The sequence below is a fragment of the Myroides sp. LJL116 genome, from assembly GCF_054871685.1.
Genome location: NZ_JBTXLR010000004.1, coordinates 193,883 through 216,985, shown reverse-complemented (window position 1 = coordinate 216,985; position 23,103 = coordinate 193,883). Strand labels below are relative to the sequence as shown.

General features: G+C 32.2%; 21 protein-coding genes and 1 pseudogene. 1 reads left to right on the top strand and 21 read right to left on the bottom strand.

What is annotated here, in order from left to right; genetic code table 11:
- From ACYSNM_RS05595 to ACYSNM_RS05500, 20 genes and pseudogenes are all read right to left on the bottom strand, one after another.
- Positions 1 to 190: transposase (locus ACYSNM_RS05595; protein WP_461755984.1), on the bottom strand; the 190-nt coding region annotated here is incomplete at its 3' end.
- A 1,306-nt stretch (positions 191 to 1,496) separates the two neighbouring features.
- On the bottom strand, positions 1,497 to 2,399 hold the full coding sequence (locus tag ACYSNM_RS05590; RefSeq protein ID WP_461755983.1) for a permease: 903 nt from the start codon (positions 2,397 to 2,399) through the stop codon (positions 1,497 to 1,499).
- Positions 2,400 to 2,669: 270 nt separating this feature from the next.
- Positions 2,670 to 4,400, bottom strand: a complete 1,731-nt coding sequence (arsA, locus tag ACYSNM_RS05585) for an arsenical pump-driving ATPase (protein WP_461755982.1) — start codon at positions 4,398 to 4,400, stop codon at positions 2,670 to 2,672.
- 86 nt (positions 4,401 to 4,486) lie between these two features.
- A complete protein-coding gene (gene arsD / locus ACYSNM_RS05580; protein ID WP_461755981.1) occupies positions 4,487 to 4,819 on the bottom strand; it encodes an arsenite efflux transporter metallochaperone ArsD in 333 nt (110 codons plus the stop codon).
- A complete protein-coding gene (locus ACYSNM_RS05575; RefSeq protein WP_006260102.1) occupies positions 4,816 to 5,058 on the bottom strand; it encodes a thioredoxin family protein in 243 nt (80 codons plus the stop codon). The genes arsD and ACYSNM_RS05575 overlap by 4 nt, the downstream gene beginning before the upstream one ends.
- Before the next feature lie 10 nt (positions 5,059 to 5,068).
- The gene (locus ACYSNM_RS05570; protein ID WP_461755980.1) at positions 5,069 to 5,767 is read right to left on the bottom strand and encodes an aromatic aminobenezylarsenical efflux permease ArsG family transporter; all 699 of its coding nucleotides are present in this window, start codon (positions 5,765 to 5,767) and stop codon (positions 5,069 to 5,071) included.
- Positions 5,768 to 5,773: 6 nt separating this feature from the next.
- The gene (locus ACYSNM_RS05565; protein WP_461755979.1) at positions 5,774 to 6,235 is read right to left on the bottom strand and encodes a nitrophenyl compound nitroreductase subunit ArsF family protein; all 462 of its coding nucleotides are present in this window, start codon (positions 6,233 to 6,235) and stop codon (positions 5,774 to 5,776) included.
- 92 nt (positions 6,236 to 6,327) lie between these two features.
- Positions 6,328 to 6,648 (bottom strand): ArsR/SmtB family transcription factor, encoded by a 321-nt coding sequence (locus ACYSNM_RS05560; RefSeq protein ID WP_461755978.1) that lies wholly within the window; start codon positions 6,646 to 6,648, stop codon positions 6,328 to 6,330.
- A 63-nt stretch (positions 6,649 to 6,711) separates the two neighbouring features.
- Positions 6,712 to 7,800, bottom strand: coding sequence for an ArsO family NAD(P)H-dependent flavin-containing monooxygenase (locus ACYSNM_RS05555; protein ID WP_461755977.1), 1,089 nt, complete (start codon positions 7,798 to 7,800; stop codon positions 6,712 to 6,714).
- Positions 7,801 to 7,812: 12 nt separating this feature from the next.
- Positions 7,813 to 8,847, bottom strand: a complete 1,035-nt coding sequence (gene arsB, locus ACYSNM_RS05550; protein ID WP_461755976.1) for an ACR3 family arsenite efflux transporter — start codon at positions 8,845 to 8,847, stop codon at positions 7,813 to 7,815.
- A 3-nt stretch (positions 8,848 to 8,850) separates the two neighbouring features.
- Positions 8,851 to 9,465 (bottom strand): arsenate-mycothiol transferase ArsC, encoded by a 615-nt coding sequence (locus ACYSNM_RS05545; RefSeq protein ID WP_461755975.1) that lies wholly within the window; start codon positions 9,463 to 9,465, stop codon positions 8,851 to 8,853.
- 17 nt (positions 9,466 to 9,482) lie between these two features.
- Complete coding sequence (locus ACYSNM_RS05540; protein ID WP_461755974.1) at positions 9,483 to 9,935, bottom strand: DUF6428 family protein; 453 nt, start codon at positions 9,933 to 9,935, stop codon at positions 9,483 to 9,485.
- Between the two features lie 61 nt (positions 9,936 to 9,996).
- Positions 9,997 to 10,326 (bottom strand): ArsR/SmtB family transcription factor, encoded by a 330-nt coding sequence (locus tag ACYSNM_RS05535; RefSeq protein WP_461755988.1) that lies wholly within the window; start codon positions 10,324 to 10,326, stop codon positions 9,997 to 9,999.
- A 965-nt stretch (positions 10,327 to 11,291) separates the two neighbouring features.
- The gene (locus ACYSNM_RS05530; RefSeq protein WP_461755973.1) at positions 11,292 to 11,720 is read right to left on the bottom strand and encodes a hypothetical protein; all 429 of its coding nucleotides are present in this window, start codon (positions 11,718 to 11,720) and stop codon (positions 11,292 to 11,294) included.
- Between the two features lie 219 nt (positions 11,721 to 11,939).
- Positions 11,940 to 13,136 (bottom strand): serine hydrolase domain-containing protein, encoded by a 1,197-nt coding sequence (locus ACYSNM_RS05525; RefSeq protein ID WP_461755972.1) that lies wholly within the window; start codon positions 13,134 to 13,136, stop codon positions 11,940 to 11,942.
- Between the two features lie 70 nt (positions 13,137 to 13,206).
- Positions 13,207 to 13,338, bottom strand: a pseudogene (locus tag ACYSNM_RS05520) (arsenical-resistance protein); the annotation flags it as partial.
- 50 nt (positions 13,339 to 13,388) lie between these two features.
- Complete coding sequence (locus ACYSNM_RS05515) at positions 13,389 to 13,949, bottom strand: hypothetical protein (protein WP_461755971.1); 561 nt, start codon at positions 13,947 to 13,949, stop codon at positions 13,389 to 13,391.
- A 179-nt stretch (positions 13,950 to 14,128) separates the two neighbouring features.
- On the bottom strand, positions 14,129 to 15,259 hold the full coding sequence (locus ACYSNM_RS05510; protein WP_461755970.1) for a tetratricopeptide repeat protein: 1,131 nt from the start codon (positions 15,257 to 15,259) through the stop codon (positions 14,129 to 14,131).
- An 86-nt stretch (positions 15,260 to 15,345) separates the two neighbouring features.
- Positions 15,346 to 16,485 (bottom strand): LuxR C-terminal-related transcriptional regulator, encoded by a 1,140-nt coding sequence (locus tag ACYSNM_RS05505; protein WP_461755969.1) that lies wholly within the window; start codon positions 16,483 to 16,485, stop codon positions 15,346 to 15,348.
- A gap of 284 nt (positions 16,486 to 16,769) precedes the next feature.
- A complete protein-coding gene (locus ACYSNM_RS05500; RefSeq protein WP_461755968.1) occupies positions 16,770 to 17,660 on the bottom strand; it encodes an HAEPLYID family protein in 891 nt (296 codons plus the stop codon).
- 335 nt (positions 17,661 to 17,995) lie between these two features.
- Between ACYSNM_RS05500 and ACYSNM_RS05495 the strand changes: the two genes are divergently transcribed.
- Positions 17,996 to 22,060 carry a glycoside hydrolase family 2 TIM barrel-domain containing protein gene (locus ACYSNM_RS05495; protein ID WP_461755967.1) on the top strand — a complete coding sequence of 1,355 codons (4,065 nt, stop codon included), beginning with the start codon at positions 17,996 to 17,998 and terminating at the stop codon, positions 22,058 to 22,060.
- A 97-nt stretch (positions 22,061 to 22,157) separates the two neighbouring features.
- On the opposite strand, the gene rluF is transcribed toward ACYSNM_RS05495, so the two are convergent.
- The gene (gene rluF / locus ACYSNM_RS05490) at positions 22,158 to 23,081 is read right to left on the bottom strand and encodes a 23S rRNA pseudouridine(2604) synthase RluF (RefSeq protein ID WP_461755966.1); all 924 of its coding nucleotides are present in this window, start codon (positions 23,079 to 23,081) and stop codon (positions 22,158 to 22,160) included.
- Between the last annotated feature and the right edge of the window lie 22 nt (positions 23,082 to 23,103).

Genomic DNA, 23,103 nt, shown 5'->3' with positions numbered 1-23,103 from the left:
TAAGTTCTTTTGATTTATCAGATACAGCAGGCTTTAATCCCGATTCTCCCTGAGAATCGAATTTCTTCTTCCATGAGTAGAAAGTACCTGTACTTAAACTGTGTTTACGACAAGTTTCTATTGCCCCGTATTCTTCTGCTTCCTGTAAAATTGATAGCTTATCAGATAAGCTCCATTTCTTATATTTCATAAGTCCAAAGTTATGTAATTAATTTATTAATTTCACTCCAGCTTATTTAGGGGCTAATATAATGATAAACCCGCAAATTCATTGAGTTTGCGGGTTTTTAATTTTCATTTCAAATCATAATAATAGCTTAAGTACAAACTTAGTGAGTATGCAAAAAGTTGAATTAACATAAAAATAGATATATTCAAATAATATGAATTCGGAATATCCTTTATTCTGTTTTTTAATTCAATCATAATCCCACCTCTTATTTACATAAGAATCAGTATGAATTCCAACTCAAAGAAGTTTTTTTAATAATTAAAAACTTCTTTGCTTTCTTCAAATTGGATCAAAATAAAAAGTGACAACATGATTCGAATCAAACAGATATTGAACTATTACATTCTTTCATTATATATATCTTTGACATTGACAGAACCACTTTATTTGTAATTGAAAATTATGAATATGGAAGTAACTAGTAAAATTGTGGAATAAAAAAGAAAACGATAATAGTCAAGGTTTTTTAATGCATTTGGCCCCCTACTTCTTCCCCTCTTATTAGTATATAAAGAAATGATTATCTTCTCCAATTCGTCTATCTTGTTCTTTCTTTTAGAAACAATCATTGAATTAAAAGTAACATCTTTATCATGTGGTACTTTAATTATATCTTCTGCAAAATTACTTTTTTATGGGCTTTCTAGTATAACCATTATTTACGTTTTGATCCTTTCTACGCCCATGTCTTTCATTGTCTATGAGAAGTGTTTAACTCTCCTTCTAATATACTTTCGATTACAAGTTTTTATAATTCTATAAAAAAGGAAGTTAAGTAGACATTCCAACAAAAGTTGGTTAAAGATTCTATACTGAATCCTAAAAGTTAGACATTTTTAGGATTCAGTATAGAATAGAGCAGAATATCTAATTAAGTCTTCTTAAGCTTTTAACTGCTTGAAAACTTCATTGGAGAAAATCTTCTTTGTATCCCTAGATGTCTAAATATAAAAAAATCTACTTAGTTACCCAAGCAGATTTTTATACTTACACAGTTTATGGTAAGTGTCCTCTTCTTCAAATTTAGAGGTGTACCAAAAACCGGAAGCCTATTAATAGTTCTTTGTTTACTTACAACATGAAGATGTCGTTTTCTCTGAATTATCGATTGACTTGCTCTTTTCACAAACTTCTATACTTTCTTCAGAACTTTCTATATTAGTATTTTCTATAATTTCAATTGCACAATCGCATTTTTTGTTTTTAAAATTAAATAGATTGCGGAGAATATTCTTTTTTTGATTTGTTTTCATTGTTTTCATTTTTAAATTAATAAATTAAATACATAACCTGATATTATAGCTGTTAAAAAAATAACTGTTACTATCATTACTACCATTTTTCTTTTAAATATTGCTGCTAACATTGACATTTCTGGAATAGCCATTCCAGCTCCACCTATAATTAAAGCTACTACTGTTCCTAAACTCATCCCCTTATCCATCAAAGCCATTCCAATAGGAATTGCTGTTTCTGCTCTGATATATAAAGGAACACCTACTAGAGCAGCTATAGGAATTGATAAATAAGTATCTGGTCCAGCAACACTCATAATAAAACTTTCAGGAAGATAACCGTAGATAAGAGCTCCTATCCCAACTCCTATAAAAAGATAAATTAGTATTGGTTTCATTCCATTCCAAGAGTTTAAAAAAGATAGTTTTACTTTTTGCCAAAAAGACAATTCCTTTAGCAATTGTTCTTGACTAAAATTATTTTCTTTATCCTTAAAACTGACATTCTTAAGATATTTTATACCACCTGACTTTTCTAAAACATAGCCAAATAATACTGCACAAGTAAACGCTACTATAAAATATAAAAGAGCAGCCTTAATACCCACCATTACTCCCAACATACCTATTATAATAGGATTTAATAAAGGAGAAGCAATAAGGAAAGACATTGTTGACCCAAAAGGTACTCTTGCATTTAAAAAACCAAGAGTCATTGGAATAGTAGAACATGCACAAAACGGTGTTATTGAACCAAAAAAGGCACCTATAATATTTCCCTTTATGCCCTTTCCTGAAAGCTTTTTTTGAAGCTTTTCAGCTGGAATATACATTAACAATAATTCTACTATCATACTAATTATTAGAAAAAGCACTAATAACTCTACTGAAATTAAAATAAAATATTCAATAGTTTTTAACATTGTATTCATATAATTCTTATTTTTTAATTAATATAAAAAAATTTAACCCTTTCTTATGTATCGCAATATTACGATGGATAAGAAGAGATATTTGTAATAATCAATTTTTATCTTGAGTCAAATTAATTATTACCGACAAATAACATCGCAATATTACGATAATAAAAATAAATATACTGTGCTTAGAAAAGAATTAACTTTTTTTTATTAATCAATTGACTTATAGATTTTCACAATCGATTTTATTCTAGAGTATAGATATCTTTTCATTTCAATCACTTAATAAACATTTGCCATCCAAGGTATTACAACAAAATTACCTTTAGAAAGTTCATTGACTTTATTAATCCATTGTACTTCTGTTTTTGCTTTATCCTTCAGGAAAGTACTTGTTGTATCTGTGAGATATAAACTTGAGTTTATTACCCACCATTTATTGTGTATACCTGCTCTTACAAGATCTTCTTGTAAGCGTTGTGCTTCAAATACAGGCGTTGTTTCTGGTAACGTAACAATGACTACTTCTGTTTCTTGTTCATTTCTTAAACGTGGTAATAAATTCTGAACAGCCTCACTAATATCTCCTTGTGTACGCTCTACTTCTTTGTGATAGCTTTGAGTTGAATCTAATAACAATAAAGTATGACCTGTTGGTGCTGTATCGATAACAATTACTTCATGATCTGCTATAGCTACAATCTCAGCAAAAGCATTAAAAACAGCTATTTCCTGTGTACAAGGAGAGCGTAAATCTTCCTCAATATAACTTAAATCACTGTTTCCCATAGTTAGTCTTGCCTTAGTTAAAACTTTCTCCTTATAAGCTTCTAACACCTTCTTCTCATCAATATGACTAACAGTAAGTCCTTCTACCTTTGTATTTACATACTCTAAGTGATTGGCTGGATCTGTTGTACTTAGGTGAACCTTAACTCCTTTTTTAACCAGTCCTCTAGCGATTCGAGCAGCTATTGTTGTTTTCCCTACACCTCCTTTACCCATCGTGAAAATCACTTTTTTCTTAGAAATGAAAAGGTCTTCTATTAATATATCAATATCTTGTAACTCGCTTTTGTCTAAGCTATTCTCAGTCAAAATTGCACTTGTATTAGAAATAAGCATATTTCTAATATTATCAATTCCAGTCATATTATACGATCTTAATGGAACATAATAGGTTGGAATATCAAGAAGCCTTTTACTTCTATTTTCTAAGGCACTTTGCTGGCATTTATACAACTTACTTGAAATAGAATCATCCTGATCAAAATTCTCTAGCACTCCATTGATAATTAAACGCTGAGATTGTATATCTAACTCAAGTAACTCCTTATATGAACGCTCCACTTCTTTTAACGGTGTTTCATCTGGACGACTCACCAAAAATAAAGTTGTATTATTTTTATCACTCAATGTTTTTACTGCCTGCTCATATACCTCTTTACGATCACCTAATCCAGACAATTGCCCAAGACAAGAAACACCTGTTGTATTTTCATCAATGAATGTATTCCATGCTGCTGGTAGTTGTAACATTCTAAGTGTATGTCCTGTTGGTGCAGTATCAAAAACAATATGGTCATATAAATCGTGTTTCTCTTTATTGGTAATTACATCTGCAAATTCATTGAAAGAAGCAATCTCCACTGTACATGATCCTGATAGTTGCTCTTCCATATTAAATAAAACAGCCTCAGGTAACTTTCCTCGATAAGGTCCTATTATGGATTCTTTATATTCTAAAGCTGCTTGCTCTGGGTTTAAATTCAAAATAGAAAGATTGGGAATATCTTTTAACTTAGTTACCTTATTACTCAAAGGTATATCAAATACATCTTGCAAATTTGATGCAGGGTCTGTACTAATAAGTAATACATTTTTCCCACTGTCTGCTAAGTTTAAAGAAGTAGCACATGCAATTGATGTTTTTCCTACTCCTCCTTTACCTGTAAAGAAAATATATTTTGTAAACCCTTCATTAGAGGGATTATATAGTTTAAAATTACTCATAACTACTATTTTTTTTATTCAATACAATTCCTGTTCGACATACATTTAGGTATGTCGAACTAAATTGAAATTGAAAATTGGTTAGGTTATTTTGTAACAATCAAATCAAATTCTGACACTTCAAGCCATTCTGAAATTTGCTTATTACTTGGATATGATTTGGTAAGAACAATTACACCATTTAAGGTAGTAATAGGAAAATTATCGATAGACTCTTTTTGGATAAAGTCATTAACTACTTTAGTGTCTACATAAACTTGAGGATTGTCACGTAAGTTAAATCGCTCAACTAAAATGCCTTTTTTCTTTAGGCTTTCTATTACAACAGCAATACGCATTAATTCAGGATCAATATTAACCCCACAAAGCCCTGTTGGACAACATAAAGCTGGATCGTAAATCTTTACTTCATTTTTCATATCTGATGTTTTTTAATTAATTCCTTTACCTCTTCTTTTGATGGAACATACCCCTTAACAGTAACTTCTCCATTAATAACCAAAGCAGGTAAAGACATAATGTTATATTTTACAATCTCTATAATATCATCCTGCTTTGTAACTTTGATGTCAGAACCTAATTCTTTTACTACAGATTCTACGGTTTCTAAGGTTACTTTACACTTGGCACAACCTGTACCTAAAACTATTATTTCCATATCTATTTTTTTATAAATTCACATATATATAATAAACACCTACAACAATAAAAACAACAGATATAATACGTCTGAACCATATTTCAAAACTCTTCATCTTATTGTAAAAATGCCCTACATTAGATATACTATAAGCAAGTAAAATAGCTATGATGATAACAGGTAACCCCGTTGCTAATGCAAAAACTGGTGCTAATAATAATCCTGAAGTACTCGCCATAATTAAAGGAATCATCACTCCAAAAAACAATACTCCACTGTAAGGACAAAACGCTAAAGCAAATAAAACACCAAGTAAAAAAGCATTGAAGTAATTCTTCTTAAAGTTCTTTTGATTTACCTTCTGACTTAGTGATCCTACTCCTGGTATATTTAATTTAATAATATCGAGCATTAAAATACCGATAAGGATTAATCCAATTCCTAAATAAACACCACTTACATTTTGCAATAGTTTTGCTACTTGAAACTTACTTGCTCCAAAATAGAAAATAACACCTAATACAGTATAAGTAAATGCACGACCTAAGGTGTAAAACAGTCCATTAAATAGTACTTTACGCTTAACTGTAATATCTTTACTTAAATAAGCTGTAGCTGTAATGTTAGTAGCTAAAGGACAAGGACTAATAGCAGTCATCAGTCCCAACAAAAACGCAGTTACTATTGGAATATCAGAACTGTCTACTAATTGTTGTAGTAATTCCATCTAACATTAAAGTTTTTTGTTTACTTGTTCAACTATAAGCTCTTCTAATACCTTTGGTGTTGTTAGTGCTGTTGCAAAAGCATCTTCTGTTAGATTAATTGAATCATCTCCCTTTGCAATAATAAGTGCATTCCAAGTCACCTCATATTTCTCTACTAAATCACTATACTGCTTTTCACTTGTATCTACTTCTATAAACTTCACTAACTCATTACTAGCAAAAGGCCCTTCTACAGTTTTCTTAGTTAAGTCTCCAACTGCTAAACAAGTTTTACAACGTTGCTTTCCATGGAAATAATAAACATAAACCATCGTGTTATCCGATTTCTCTTGTATAGTCTGCTCTTGATCTAATGCTTCTATACTCGACTCGACTAACGCATCATGTTCTTGTGTTTTTTTCTTGTCTGAACATGAACTAGTAACTAAAGCCAACATACAGATAAGGCTTAAAAAAGTTATTTTCATAAGTAATAATTTTGATGTTATTAAATTTTTAGTTTCACTAATTGTTAATGTTCGTAATTCGTAAAACTACGAACATTGAAAGTAATTTTTTTTTATGAGCACTCAGAAGGCTTTTTAATATCTTCAAAAAACTCATTTAATAGTTGCTTAGCAATTCGCCAATTCTCCTTATTAATACAATACTTTACTGTAGGTAAATTAATCGTTCCTTGAATCAAGCCAGCTTCTCTTAATTCTTTTAAATGTTGAGACAATGTACTTTTTGCTACAGGTAATACCTCTGACATATCTCCATGAAAACAACACTCCTGAGAAGCAAGCATTTCTAAAATGGCAACTCGTATAGGATGAGATAAAGCCTTCGTTATTCTTGCTATCTCTATTTGTTTTTCTGTTAAGTCTCTTTTCAACATACCCTTATCACTTATCAAATTAATCTGTTCGTAAATATACGAACAATTTATCTAAAGTTCTTCTTACAACTTTAAAAAATCTCCAACTTCTTCCACTGTACTCCTAGCAGACCTACCAACTCCTATCAATGTTGCAGAAGCAAAACCAGTCCAATCACCATAGCCTACAAGCCACAAACCATTAATTCCTTCAACTTTGCTGTTACCATTGGTATTCACTCTGCCATCTGGTTGAAGTATTCCTAAAGGTTCTAAATGCTTTAATGCTGGTTTAAATCCTGTGCACCAAATTACAACGTCAAAGTTTTCTTCTTCTCCACTTTTCCAGACAACACCAGTTTCAGTAAAACGTTCGATCTCTCCTTTGCTATTTAACACACCTCTACCTCTAGCATCCACAACAGGAGGAACCATAACAATACTTCTTACATTATATTTTGCTTGTACCTGATCATTGCCCGCCTTTTGCTCATTATATTTTTGCGTTGCTACATCGAAAAGAACTCTACCATCAACATCATCAGGCAAAAAAGCTGGTGCTCCTATTGTTGACCAAGTAACAGCCGTATACTTTGAAACTTCTGCTAAAATTTGTGCTCCAGAGTTACCTCCACCAATGACCAATACTTTTTTTTCTATAAAATCTGAAGCATTTTTATAATAAGCAGAATGTAATTGTTCATTTTTAAACTGATCTAAACCTTTAAATACAGGAACAAAAGGACTAGCCCATGTTCCTGTAGCAGATATTACTGCTTTTGCTTTGAAATCGCCAATCGAAGTTTTTAAAGTAAATCCTCCCTCTTGCTTTAAAACTGCTGTAACCTGAACAGATCTTTTTACAGGTAGTTCATATTTAGACTGATAATCTTCCATATAGGAAATAACCTCATCTCGAACAGGATAATAGTTTTCTGATTTAGGAAACAGAAAGCCTGGTAAAGAGCTATACTCAGCAGGAGAAAACAAAGACAATGAATCCCATCCGTGAATCCAAGCTCCTCCTGGTTGAGATTGCTGATCTAAAATCAAATACTTTATTTGTGTTCTTCTTAAATAGAACCCACAAGCCAAAGCACTTTGACCACCACCAATAATGATTAAATCATAATCATTTTGATCAACTTTATTATCATTTACAAAACTTCTCATAAAGGCTATATTTTACTTTGTATAATATTTCTTTTTCATCCATAAACTCACACGAACCAGTAAAATCAATACAGGAACTTCTACTAAAGGCCCGATAACCCCAACAAAAGCTTGAGGAGAATGTATCCCAAATACAGCAATCGCCACCGCAATCGCTAATTCAAAATTATTACCTGATGCAGTAAAAGAAATAGCAGCATTTTTATCATAATCCACATTCATTGACTTATTTACGAAAAAACTAACAAAGAACATTAATACAAAATAGATAACAAGTGGAATAGCCACCTTAACTACCTGCATAGGTAACTGAACAATTTGTTCTCCTTTTAAACTAAACATAAGCACAATAGTAAACAGTAAAGCATATAAAGTAAAGGGTGAAATAAAAGGGATAAACTTACGCTTAAACCAATCTTCTCCTTTTACTTTAATTAAATACTTATGGCTTAAAAATCCAGCTAAAAATGGAATACCTAAATAAATAAGTACACTCTGTACAACATCACTCATCTTAATAGAAATAGCATAATCCGCAAATCCAAAATAAGAAGGTAATACGTTGATAAAAAGCCATACAAAAAAGCTATAAAACAGCACTTGGAACACACTGTTTAATGCGATCAGTAAGGCAGCATATTCTCTATTTCCTTTTGCTAAATCATTCCATACAATCACCATAGCGATACATCTTGCTAAACCAATGAGGATCAAACCTACCATATAATCTGGTTCATCACGCATGAAAATAATAGCTAACACAAACATTAAAACAGGTCCTACAATCCAGTTTAAGAAAAGAGATAAGCTTAGTACTTTCTTATCCTTAAAAGCCATTGGTAATAGATTATAATCAACCTTAGCCAGTGGAGGATACATCATGATGATTAGCCCTATAGCCAGCGGAATATTGGTAGCTCCAATAGATAGTTTATCCATTATATTAGAAACACTTGGAAATACATTTCCTATCAAAACACCAATCCCCATAGCCAAGAATATCCAAAGGGTTAAGTATCTATCTAAAAATTTCATTCTAACTTGCATAACTTACTTTTTAATTTGTGATACGATGTAAAACATTTCACTTGCAATTTCAATACTTCGATTAAAATATCCTGTTTGTTGATTTGCTGTTCCATCAAATGCCTTAGGATCCTCGAATGTAATAGGGATTCTTCGCTCAGCACCTGCTATAAAAGGACAACCTCCATCAGCCTGTGAACAAGTCATTACCGCTGCAAAATCACCACTTGGATTAAAAGCAGCATCGTACTTCTTAGAAAAACCAATAATAGGAACTTCATTATCACCATACTTTATAGCATAAATAGGATTCTCTCCTTCTGCAATTTTAAATACATCAAGTCCTTGTTCTTTCAGAACTGTAGCAACCATTGGATACATAGCTGTTTGCTCGGTTCCTCCTGAATAACAAGTAACATTTGCAATGCCATAGTAACTAGCCGCTACTTGCATCCAAATCTGAGTCAAATGACTTCTTCTTGAATTATGTGTACAGATAAAATTGATTCGAATTGGAGATTTCGAATCAACCTTAGATTGAATATAAGCCACCAAAGGAGCCAAAACTTCTTTTCTACTATCACTTATCATTTGTGATTCAAGTATAGTGCTAATTGTAGTTGATAATGTTTTATACATCTTTTACTTTTTTAAGATTAACAACATCCAGAGTTAGGATCGCAACAACTAGTTGGAGCTACCTGATTACTTGGTGTAATCCCACAAGCATCTTCAGCTAAACAAGCAGTCAATGTGTTTTTTAATAGAAAATGAGTTCCATTAAATTCTAAGAAATATTTTCCTATTGTTTCTTTACCTTGAACCTCTACTTCAATCTCTGCGTCACCAATACCTAATTTTGTTTCTGACAATTGAATAATATTAAGCAATTTACCTGCTTTTAAACGATGCTCATAATCATCCGCATTCCACAATTGAAAGCTTACTTTAACCTCTTCTCTTATTGTTCCTCCACAATCAATAAACTTTCTGATTACTTGACCTACTTCTGTTACATGGAAGTGTTCTGCCACAAACGTTCCATCTTCAAATTGAAAATCTACTCGATCTAAATTTCCTAAGACTGCTTTTACTTCTGATAATTTCATATTATATTTCCATTTTGTTTTATTATAATCGTAATATTACGATGATTTTGAATAAAAAATATTAACAGCACCCCTCTGAAAGTATTCTTTGAGTGAAAAACATTTTAAATTCCTCAAAAAACTCATTCCAAACTGCATCGTCAATACAATAACAAACTGACTTACCATCAATTGTTCCTTTTATAAGTCCACTATTCTTAAGCTCTTTTAAGTGCTGCGAAATAGTAGCTTGAGCCAATCCAAGTTCTTCTACCAAATCATTACAAATACAAGCATCTTGATTGATAATATACTGAAGAATTGCGAGTCTGGCTGGATGCCCTAAAACCTTAAACATAACTGATAACTTATTCTTCTTATCACTAAATAATTCTGATTTTGTTACTCCCATTGTTTTATACTTAAATACATATCGCAATATTACGATGATTATTTAAACTGACAAAATATTTTTCATACTTTATAATTTATTTTTTCAAAACTTTCCATTTAATAAAATTACTTAAAATCAAGCGTCACTTTTTTTAAAAAAAACATCACTATTAAAAAGAAAAAACACTACTAATCAACCATTTACAAAAAACAAAATATCGATTTAGGATTTATAAAAACAAAAAATTGTCACACCATCATACGATAATACACCTAAATTAAATATATTTAATGTAATTTAGTAAAGAATAGTTCGAAATATTTAATCTCAAAATATGAAAAGCTGGAAATTCTTATTGCGTTCTTTGGTATGATTCATCTAAAAGATATCTTGGTAATTGTCATCGACAGATGGTTGAATAATAAAAAACTACAATGTATGGAAACAATAAAATCAATTATAACTAACCTATCAATAGGTTATATGCTGAGTCTTTTAGGAAATCTACTAGTTTCATTGAGTTTCGGTATCGAAGGTGAGTTGACCGAAATAATCTGAAAGGATGAATATATTTAAAGAGTAAAATAGGAAACCTGGTTCGATACCGGGGCTCACCACATAAAGAAAGGTTAGCAATTCGCTAACCTTTCTTATTACTATTAATATAAACAATTTTACTACTTTTGACTTACTCACCTTTCTAAGACGTGAGCTATCAGGTGAGTTAGTTTTTTACACACAAGACAACTGATTGTTTTAAAGATACTTACAATAATCTATTCGAATCCTGCCACCCCGACAACACTTCAACTAAGTGAAATGATAAACCCGTAAATTCATTGAGTTTGCGGGTTTTTTATTTTTAATATATCTCTGAAAGATTCGTAGTAAGCCAATTTAAATAGCAGCTTTACTTTAGAGGTCCTCTTGCTTTTAAACTCACTATCCTAAACAAGCATCTCTTTTAGTAGTGGATAATTCTTTTATTTAGTCTGGCTCAAGTAAAAGTTTAAATATTTAGAATCCTCTCTTTCGAAGTACCTATAACCTGCTTCTTTGACTACTTCTTTCCAGCATTGCAATGCTTGATCATGCTGATCTACCTCGAATAAATACTTTGCTTTATTAAATAATACTTCCTCATCTGAATGAGCTAAATGCTCATTATTGGCAATCATCCTTTCCAACCATTTGTTGGCTTGTTCTAAATCATTGAGTTTTAAACTCCAGTTAAAGAAATTTTTAGCATAATTATATCCTTGAATCCACTTCTGTTTTGGTTCAGGAAATTTACTCCAGCCCAATTCTGCTAAATTTAAATAATCCTTTATTCTTTCTTGCTTTACAGCTGTCATTGCTTGTCGAGCCTCTATAAGGACTAACTCATATTTTTCATCCTCTAATAATGCCATATTGTTTCTTATAAATTAAATAATATCTCTATTAGTATCCTTTATTTTGGTATAAATCATTTTCACTTCTCCGATTCTTAATTACATTGCTATGCCAGATCAATCCTCCAATTTCATGCTTTTTTGATTATTAATCTATTTGCTTAATGTATTATAATATACTGCTTTTGTTAAGTATTATTCCTGTTTTATACAAATCATAAAATCTACTTCCATTCCTTATAAGTTTAGACTATACCTTATCAGCTCTGTCTCCACTTTATTATATAACTCCTCCCAGTTGTCTTGAGCAATTTCACTGGTATTATTCATAATTATAATCATACCGTAATGAGAGTCTGGACAAATCAAGATACCACTTTGTACCCCATTAGAGGTTCCTGTCTTACCATAATAAGCTCCTTCTGTTTTACCATATCCTACATCCCAAAAATATCCTTTATCATCTCCATGTTCTTGGTCCACAAAAAGTAAGCGGGAGGATTCTTTGATCCATAAAGGGTTGGCTTGTAATTGAAATACCATAAATTTAGTAAGATCCTCTAAAGTAGAAATCATACCATATGAACCTCCAAGTAAGGGGTTTCTAAGTAAGGAAGCTATGTTACCACTAGAATCAAAGCTCACTGCTATTGGTTTTTGATGGTAGTTATCGTCTAATAAAAAAGTCTGCTTTAAATCCAACTGGATTAAGAATTCTTCTAACAATTCTCTATAAGGTTTATCGTATACCTTTTCTAGGATATATGCCATTACTTCAGGTCCTACAGAATTATACTGATAAACTTCACCAGGTGGTTTATCTAGCTTTATATCTTTAAGCTCTTGTAGAAAATCCTCCATAGAATAATCAAAGGCTTTATCTTGGTAATAACCTTGTGCTACATCTTGGTATATTTGAGCTAATTTCTTAGGCGCCTTACTGTCCATTCCCATACTATGGGTTACTAAATTTTCTATAGTAACTGGTTTGCCTTGAAAGACTAAATTAGTGTATTGCCCTGATAGATAGGTAGTAATATCATCACTCAATTTGATTTTACCCTCCAAAACAGCTTTAGCCGTTAAGGAACCTAAAAACACTTTAGAAATAGAAGCTATTTCATACAAAGGACTCTTGGTTGCCAAGGTTTTATTATCCATATCTATTACAGGGTAATATTGCTGATAAACAAACCCATCACTATAAATAGCAATGGCTAATGAATTAATATTTCCTTGTTCTAAAGTGTTTTTTGCTAAACTATCTACTTTATTTGTAAGTGATTTAAACCCCAGACTATCTAGATTACTTTTATAAGATAAAGAATTATTCTGCTTTTTAACTTTCAAAGAAATCAGGGGCTTGTCAGCAAAACTTTTTACTGAAAAACACAGAAAGAAAAATAAAGTCACCAATACAATACCACTTTTCATTCCAAGAGCATTTTAATGCTACTAAAATAAGCAATAAAACTATTGTTATGAATAGATTAGCTTAAAAATTCTACTTCTTAACTGCGTATTTAGTTTTTAACCAAAGGCTAACTCTTACCAATAAAATTAGTACTGGAACCTCCACTAAAGGACCAATAACTCCCACAAATGCCTGAGGAGAATGAATTCCAAATAAAAAAACCACCTGATATAAGGTGGTTTTCTTTGTTTTTAATGAAATTCATTTGAATTTTAGTATCTCTTTTTCATTCTCTTTAGAGCTTCTTTATCTCTTTTATAAATAGCTTTTCGAACTTCTTTTTCTCTTTTCATAGCAGATTTGTCGTATTTGTATTTTCTTTCAATACGATCAATATCTCTTTCATACTGATCCTCTAAACGATCAATCTCATCCTCAATTCTATCTTTATAACGATCCTTACGATCTTCATAGTAATCGCGACGATCTTCATAGTAATCTTTGTGGTAGCCTTTAGATTTTCCCCTCCAATTATTATATTGGGTATCCCCTAATATTAAGCGAATATCTTTGTCTATTTGTATAGATAATTCCCTTTTTCTAACTCCTTTTTCGTAACCGGATAAACTTCTATCCTTTCCAATAGCTGCATATTCTCTTCCTATGCTTCGTTTTCTCTGGATTAATTTCTCTCTTTGCTGATCGCTCAATCCATAGTAGGCACTTTTTTCTACTAATTCATCTATTTCTACTGGATTCTCTTGGTAATCTTTACTCTGAGCCATTGCGCTAAGGCCGGCAAAAAGAGCAATAATAAATACATATTTTTTCATAGCATTGAAATTTTATTTGTTTCAAACTACTACTTATTGTGTCTATACCCAAAAATTCAACCTTAATTAACGTAGATGTATCTCAATTATAACTATTTTTAACAATATAAAGGCTAAATCCTAGCCATTCCAAGACTATTTCACATTGTTAACCTATAAAATTCAATACCCAAAAGTACTTATATCTCCCTTCGGTTTTTAATCCCCAATATTCCATAAATGGTCTTTAGATGATACTTAACGGTATTTTCGGAGATATTTAATTTCTGAGCTATCTCTTTATTTGTTTTGCCTTTTTTCACTAAATCTATTATCGATTTTTGACGCACACTAAGCTTAGTAGGAGTAATACTATCTTGTATATTTTTTTGTTTTAATTGATCTAGTGTAGTTTTTAAGGCTATATTCTTTTCTACTAAGTAATTTTTATTGGCTGTATTTTTCCTTTTACCTTTAAGTAAAAAATAAACCATTATAACTATTCCTATAAGAGCCACTAAGGCAAAGACTAATAAACGAATCTCCTTTGTCCGCTGAACTTGGGCTTGGGCTTGTAGTAACTGCTTTTCTAATAGGTTTAAATTACTGCTAATATTTACCGTATTAAACGCAGTAGCTTTAGTTAACACTACCTTACTAAGGGCTGAACTTTTTTCATATTCTCCTATATCTGTATAGTAAACAGCCATAATACGATGGGTCTGTAATATTTCACTTTTCCAATGATAAAAAGTAGCTAGCTCTATGGTCTTATCGTATGTCTTCAGTATTTGCTCACTTTGCCCCAATGCAATATAATTGCGCAATAATTCTTTATAAGCCACTACTAAGTACATAGGCTCGGCTTTTTCAAAAATTCCGATAGCCTGGTTTAAATACTCTATAGCCTTTTCATGCTCGTTAGATTCACTAGCCACAATTCCCTTTAAATACAACCAAATAGCATTAGCTCTACTGTCCACAGGCAAATTACTAGCATTAGCATCTACTTGGTTAAATAGTTCTACTGCTTTGTCATACTTAGCTTGTTCGCAATGTATCATGGCTATTTCAAAGAGAAATACTTTATCTAAATTCTGGGTTTCTTTGGTTTTAACTGCTTTTTCATAAGCTAATTCCATATTGGCAATAGCCTCAGGATATATCCCCAATTGACGTAACATCTTAGCTTTTAAAAAATAAGCATTACTCTTATCCCTATAGGTAGCTTTAGGGCTATAGATGATTTCGTATAAGGATAATATGGACTGTTTATACTCTCCATTTTTGTTGTTTTCCTGAATTTTAGTAGATAAAATATCAAAATCCATATCTTTGGAAAAACATACACTAACGCATAATAAACATAAAAAAAAATACAGCTTACGCATAGATCTATACTTTTTCATACTACAAATTAAAGTTCTTCTCTTGTGGAAATATCTAATATCCTATAAATATTTTTTAAGTGATATTTTATCGTATTCTCGGTGACAAACAATAGTTCAGCAATTTCTTTGTTGGATTTTCCCTTTTTGACTAATTGCACAATTTCCATTTGTCTGGGATTCAATAAACTCATCTGTTCCTTTGTAAAGGAACGCCCACTAACATAGGTCTTTAACAAAGATAAGTTTTCCCCTAAAATTTGATTCTTTTCTAAGACTTCTAAAGCTACACGTTTAGACTTTTTATTTTTAAAATAGATTAGTATACTAACCATTACTAAAAGAATAAAAACACCACTAAGACCAAGAAGAATATATTGGTTTTGTTTAGACTTTTGTTCATACATTTTCTTTTGTAAACTACTTTCTAAAACATTTAGCCTACCTAAAGCACCTTTCTCATCGTATTTATAGGTTAACTCATTGGTGATTTGCTGGGCAATTGCTGCTTTTTCAAAATCTTGGATTTGATTGTAGTAGTAGGTAATATCCATATAAAGATTGGCTATATACATATCCATATTATACTTTTTAGCATAATACATCCCCTTTTCAAAGCTTTCAATGGCCTTGTCGTATAATCCCATCTGACGATAAAGATCGATTTTCTTCCTATAAAGTAACGGTAAATCTACCTGAGTCCCTTTTTCAAGAATTTCAATTCCTTGATCTAAATAATCAATTGCCTTTTGGTTATCCCCTTCTTTACTATAAAGGGTACCAACAACAGAGAGGTACATAGCATGGGTATAATCGGGAATAAAAGCAAAATCCTTATCTTGAATATGGCTAATAAGCTCTCTTACGGTATGAAATTGTAGTAGATCAAAGGCAACAAAAACTTTCTCAAACTTTATTTGAGATGCAATCTCTTGAGCATACTGTGGGCTTTTAAGGCCATTTTCAAGAGCAAGGTCAAGATTAAGTGCAGCCTTATCATAGCTATAAAGCCTCTTATAGGTTAAGTACTTAAGGTAATAGCTTAAATACTTATCATAGTAATCACTAGTAGGAGAAGAAATTATTTCTTCTAAGATTATAATAGAATCTTCGTATTGCCCATCGGTATTTAATGTGTGAATCTGTTCAAAAAGACTTTCCTTATCCACGCTTTGTGCCCTTAGAGTTATAACACAACCAAAGACAAAGAAGAGCATACAAAAGAGAGGGGAAAATAAGCGTAACATATGTAGGGAAATATAACAGTACAAAAGTATAAATTTTGTTAATATTTTCTTTATACATTAACACAAAAAAATACATAGTTTGCAAATTTTAAACCTTACTACTTATTACAACCTCATTTTACATATAAAATACATTGTTTTACAAACAAAAAACAGCCAAAATGAATCATCTTGGCTGTTTTATTAAGAATTAATACTAACTTATTTTATGGCTCCCAAATAATACGAGTCATAAAGTCCATTTTCACGTCTTCATTTGCCGATATAGGAATACCTGTTACAAAACCTACTGCTAGGTTATGTAATAAAGCTACTTTTATTTGCGGACGCAACATATAATGAAATTTTTCCTTATCAAAATCTAAGTTATTCTCTAAACCAATGAAGTTTCTAGTACCAGGTAGTACATAAAATGCACTATAGTTTATGGTTCCTAAAACCTTTGTTCTACCATCAGAAAAGTGATTCTCAATTACCGGTCCTCCAAAAATCATCGTATTAAAATTTCCAAAATTCTGGGCAGCGATCAAAACAGGATTCATTCTCATTCCTGTAAAAAATGGTCCATTCCCATCTAGCTTTTTGAAATAATTCATCTCAAACTCGTGGATATATGCCACGGCTAAAGAAGTTTGGGTTCTCTCGTTTACATAAAAAGTATATTGAGAGGCTAATTTAATCCCCTCTATACGGTTATTGGGAATACTTGCATTACCAATACCAGTTTCTTTATTAAAAGAAAAAGGAATCTCTACCTCTAAACCTAATCTATTTGCAATAGCAAATTCATACTCAATAAAACCAAAATATTCGTTGTAATTTCTATGATCGGCTACACCAAAACCAGCATTCCACTCTTTTTCTCCTTTATGGGCACCTAAATCACGCATTAAATCGAAAAACAATGGCTCTGCGTGTAAAACCTTAGGAGGAAGTGGTTTTTCTTGGTCTTTTACTAATGGTTCTTGCTGTAACTCTTCTAAGGAGTTATTCTCATCTGGAAGCTCTTTTCCAGATAAACCTTGTGCCATGGCGGCACCACTGATAAAAAGTGTAATAACTAAAAACACTTTTACTATTTTTCTAAAAAAACCCATAGTTTTAATTTTTAAAAGCAAATTAAATCATTTAAAACAACACATATTAGCACAAAACACCATTTTTCTTACATAAAACACTTTATGCTATAACAATAGAAAAAAAGTTATTTACTAGGGTAAAAAAAACAGTGGTAAATAACCCTCTAAACCTGTAATAAACCTTTACTCCTATAAAGGTAGAAAAAAACAAGCGAACAAAAGGATGTTTTTATCCAATTAACACAAATAAATATTTGGTTAATTTTAAGAAAAAACACTTTTTAAAAAGGCAATAGATTTTGTTTTAATGTATATAATTCTATTTTTGCTTTACACTAAAACCAACCTTAACAATGAATAGTACGTTTAACACAAAACTACTACTACTTTTAAGCTTACTAAGCTTTGGTAAAATAAGTTTTGCTCAACAATTGCCTTTTGTAGAAAAAGTGCCAGGCTATGCCTATGAAAAACATCCAAGAGAAGTTAAAAAAACATGGGAATCACCGCAGGAAATTGCTTTAAACAAAGAACTCCCAAAGGCCTACCAATTCTCTTTTGATAATTTAAATCAAGCATTAAAAGTACACAAAGAGTATTCTGACAACTATTTAAGCCTTAATGGTAGTTGGCAATTTAATTGGGTAAATCACCCCGATAAAAGGCCCGTAGACTTTTATAAGGATGATTTTGACACCTCCATTTGGGATGTTGTTCAGGTACCTATGAACTGGAACGTGGCAGGTATACAAGACTTTGGTAAACTAAAGTATGGAAAACCTATTTATGTCAACCAACCAGTTATCTTTCAGCATAGTGTTCAAGTAGATGACTATAAAGGCGGAGTAATGCGTACTCCTCCAGAGCATTGGACTACTTACCAAGACAGAAATGAGGTGGGCTCTTATAAAAGAGAGTTTAGCATTCCTTCTAATTGGCAGGCTAAGGAGGTGTATATACAATTCGATGGAGTAGATTCCTTTTTTTACCTATGGATCAATGGGCATTATGTTGGATTTTCTAAAAACTCCCGAAATCAAGCAAGCTTTAATATCACCGATTACCTACATACCGATAAAGCCAACACTGTTAGTGTAGAGGTATATAGAAACTCAGATGCTTCCTTTTTAGAAGCCCAAGATATGTTTCGTTTACCAGGAATTTTCAGAGAAGTTTCTTTGGTAGCAAAACCAAAATTACAAATCAGAAATCTAGTAGCTGTACCAGATTTAGACCAAAATTACACCAATGGAAGTTTAAAGGTGAGCTCCGAGATACAGAACTTGGATAAAAAAGCTAAAAAAGGTTTTAAATTAAAGTATGACCTATACTTAAATGAGCTATATAGCGATAATAGTACAGTGGTAAAGAATGTAGAAAAAACTACTGACTTGCCTAGTATTGCACCAAATACTACCTATTACGCCCAAGAAGACATTGAGGTAATGCATCCTAAACTTTGGAATGCAGAGACCCCATACCGCTATACATTAGTGACTTCTTTAGTAGACAAAAACAATAAAGTGGTAGAAATAGTTTCTACTTATACTGGTTTTAGAAAGATTGAATTAAAACAAACTCCAGCTAGTGAGGATGAATTCAATTTGGCAGGAAACTATTTTTACATCAATGGAAAACCAGTAAAATTAAAAGGAGTTAACCGCCATGAGACAAACCCTAACACAGGTCACGTGTTAAGTAAAGAGCAAATGGAGAAAGAGATTGTACTTTTAAAACAAGCCAATATCAATCACGTAAGAAATGCACATTATCCAGATGATCCATATTGGTATTATCTATGTGATAAGTATGGTATCTACCTAGAGGATGAAGCCAATATAGAAAGCCATCAATACTACTATGGAAAAGCTTCTCTATCTCACCCTAAAGAATGGGAAGATGCACATGTGGCACGAAATATTGAAATGGTACAAGCAACCATTAACCACCCAAGTATTGTAATTTGGTCACTTGGTAATGAGGCTGGTCCTGGAGATAACTTCGTACAGGCTTATAAAGCAATTAAACAATTAGATACTTCTCGTCCTGTACAATACGAAAGAAACAATTCAATTGTAGATATTGGTTCTAACCAATACCCTTCTATTGCATGGGTACAAGAGGCAGTTAAAGGAGATTACCCTATTAAATACCCTTTCCATATCTCTGAATATGCTCACTCGATGGGTAATGCAGCCGGAAATCTTATTGATTATTGGAATGCTATAGAATCTACTAACTTCTTTATTGGAGGAGCTATTTGGGATTGGGTAGATCAGTCCATTTATAGTTATGACAAAGATACCAATGAAAAATACTTAGCCTATGGAGGAGATTTTGGAGATACTCCAAATGACGGAATGTTTGTTATGAATGGTTTACTATTTGGGGATTTAACTCCAAAACCTCAATATTACGAAGTAAAGAAAGTGTATCAAAATGTAGGTGTTACCCCAGTGAATATGGAAAAGGGGGAAATTGAAATTTTCAATAAAAACTACTTTACAACCCTAGATGATTACCGTCTAAAGTGGCTACTTATAAAAGATGGAGTAGCTATTGACTCGGGATATAACTTTAAAGGTTCTATGGAAAACTTAGGCCCAAGACAACGTACAGTCTTACAGTTACCTATTGATAATAAAACTTTAGAAAATCAAAGTGAGTACTTTGTTGATATTGAGTTTATTACTAAAAACGATAGTTTTTGGGCAAAAAAAGGATTTGTTCAAATGCAAGAACAACTTGCATTAAAACAAGCTAACAAAGCGCCTATTGCAATAGCAACAGACAAAGCAAACAAACTACATTTACAGCAACAGGGGAATTTCACTACGATACAAAACAACCTATTTAAGGTAAGTTTTGACCAAAAAACAGGAAGTATCTACTCCTTAGATTATGGTAAAAATCAAGTAATAGCCCCTGGAAATGGTCCTGTATTAGATGCCTTTAGAGCTCCAATGGACAATGACAACTGGGCCTATAAACAGTGGTTCAGCAATGGATTACATCAATTAAAACACAAGGTAGTTTCTAGCGAGCACTATAACACAGATAAAGGAGAAATTGTATTAATATTCCAAGTAATTTCCCAAGCAGATTTTCCAAGTGAAATCACAGGTGGTTCTTCTGGAAAATACAAAATAAAAGACCTAGAAGACCAGAAATTCACCCAAGAAGATTTCCATTTCAATAGTAGCTACATCTACACCATTTACCCAGATGGCTCTATAGAATTACAAAGTAGTATGCATTCCAATAATGCTAATCTACCTTTACCTCATCTTGGTTTCTCTCTTGGGGTATCGCCTTTGTTAGATAACTATACCTACTATGGAAAAGGTCCTTTTAACAACTATGTTGACAGACAAAGTGCTGCCAATATTGGACTATATAACAGTAAGGTAAAAGACTTATATGTACCTTGGGCAAAGCCACAATCTACTGGTAATAGAGAACAAGTTAGATGGTCTTCCTTAACGAATGACAATGGAGATGGTATTGTCTTTATAAGTAAAGATGGCTTTAGCGCTTCTGCTTTAGAGTTCAGTGAATTAGAACTTACCTTAGCTGCCCATAGTTATGAGCTTCCAAAAAGCCACCTAACTCATGTACATCTATTACATTCCTCTACTGGATTAGGAGGCAATAGTTGTGGACAAGGTCCACCACTGGCTTGGCACAGAGTAAAGGCTGATGCACAATTATTTGGTTTTATGATTCGTCCTGTTTACCACAATGACCAACAAAGTAAAACTAAAGTGGATTTAAAAGGAGCTAGTCCAATTTTAATACAAAGGGACAACAAAGGGATGGTAAATTTATTTAATGCCTCCTACGCCCCTATGATGGTTCAAATCGATGATGCTAAACCATTTTTGTATACCAAAGAGTTTGAGCTAAAGAATAAAGCAAAGGTAAAGACGTGGTATAAAGACAACAAAAAAATTGTCAATACGGCTGAATTCCCAGCTATCGACCATATTGCTCTAGAGGTAGTGGCTAGTTCAAGTGTAGAACAAGGTTATGGAGATCCTATCAATTTACTAGACAATGACCCATCGACGATTTGGCATTCTATGTATTCGGTAACAGTTGCTCAATTTCCACACTGGATTGTATTTGAAATCTTAGAAGATAAACCAATCACTGGTTTTACTTATTTACCTCGTCAAGAAGGAGTAACAGGTGATGTGAAAGCTTATCAAATTCAACTAAGTGATGATTTAGACAATTGGTCCCAACCAATTATAAAGTCAGAGTTTGAAAACAGTAAAAAATTACAAAAAGTGTTTTTTGACTCCGCTAAAAAAGCCAAATATATTCGCTTTACAGCTCTTAGTTCTCAAAACGGACAAGACTATGGTTCAGGAGCTGAATTTAGTGTATTAACTAGCGCACCAGATCAGCAATAGAACAACTATTTTTAAAATAGTTATATAAAAAAACAGGACTGTATTTTTACAGTCCTGTTTTTTTTATTTCCTCACTTAAAATACTTTGATAAGTATCTTATTGTTCTCTTCTTCTACGCGTAGTTAAACGCTCATTGCGAAGTGGTGTAGCTTTAGTTTGGCTAGACTTTTTCTCACGTTCGAAATTCATCTTACCGTCTCTACCGATTCTACCAACAGCTTTAGAACTAGTAACACTTCTTCTTGAAACTGGCATATCTTCTTGGGAATCCTGCAGATCCACACTTGCTTCTTGGGTTTTTAAACTAGGAGCAATTAATTTATTTAATTCCTCTAATTCTGCCTTAGTTAAATCTCTGTATTCTCCTACGTTTACATCTAAAGAAATATTGATAATTCTAATTCTCTTTAAAGCAATAACATCATAGTCAAAATACTCACACATTCTTCTAATTTGACGGTTTAATCCTTGAGTTAGGAATAAACGAAATACAAATTTACTAATAGGCTCAACACGACAAGGCTTAGTAATGGTATCTAAAATAGGAACACCCCCACGCATTCCCTCTAAGAAACGATCTGTAATAGCGCGGTTAACCGTTACAATATATTCCTTTTCATGATTGTTTTTCTGACGTAAAATCTTGTTTACTATATCCCCATCATTAGTCATCAAAATCAATCCTTCACTGTCTTTGTCTAATCGACCAATTGGAAATATACGTTTTGGATAATTGATATAATCTACAATATTATCTCTAACACTTTGGTTAGTGGTACATTCAATACCTCTTGGTTTATTAAAGGCTAAATAAACAGGTTCTTCTCCACTATTTTGAATAAGCTCTCCTCTAACATGAATCTGGTCTTGTTCACTTACCTTTAATCCCATAACAGGTAATTCCCCATTAACAGTGATTAGGCCTTGTTCTATCAAGCGATCTGCTTCTCTTCTTGAACAATATCCTACTTCGGATAAGTATTTGTTCAATCTAGTTTTTTCGTTGTCTTTGTTTTCCATAGTAAAAATACTATTTTAGTTA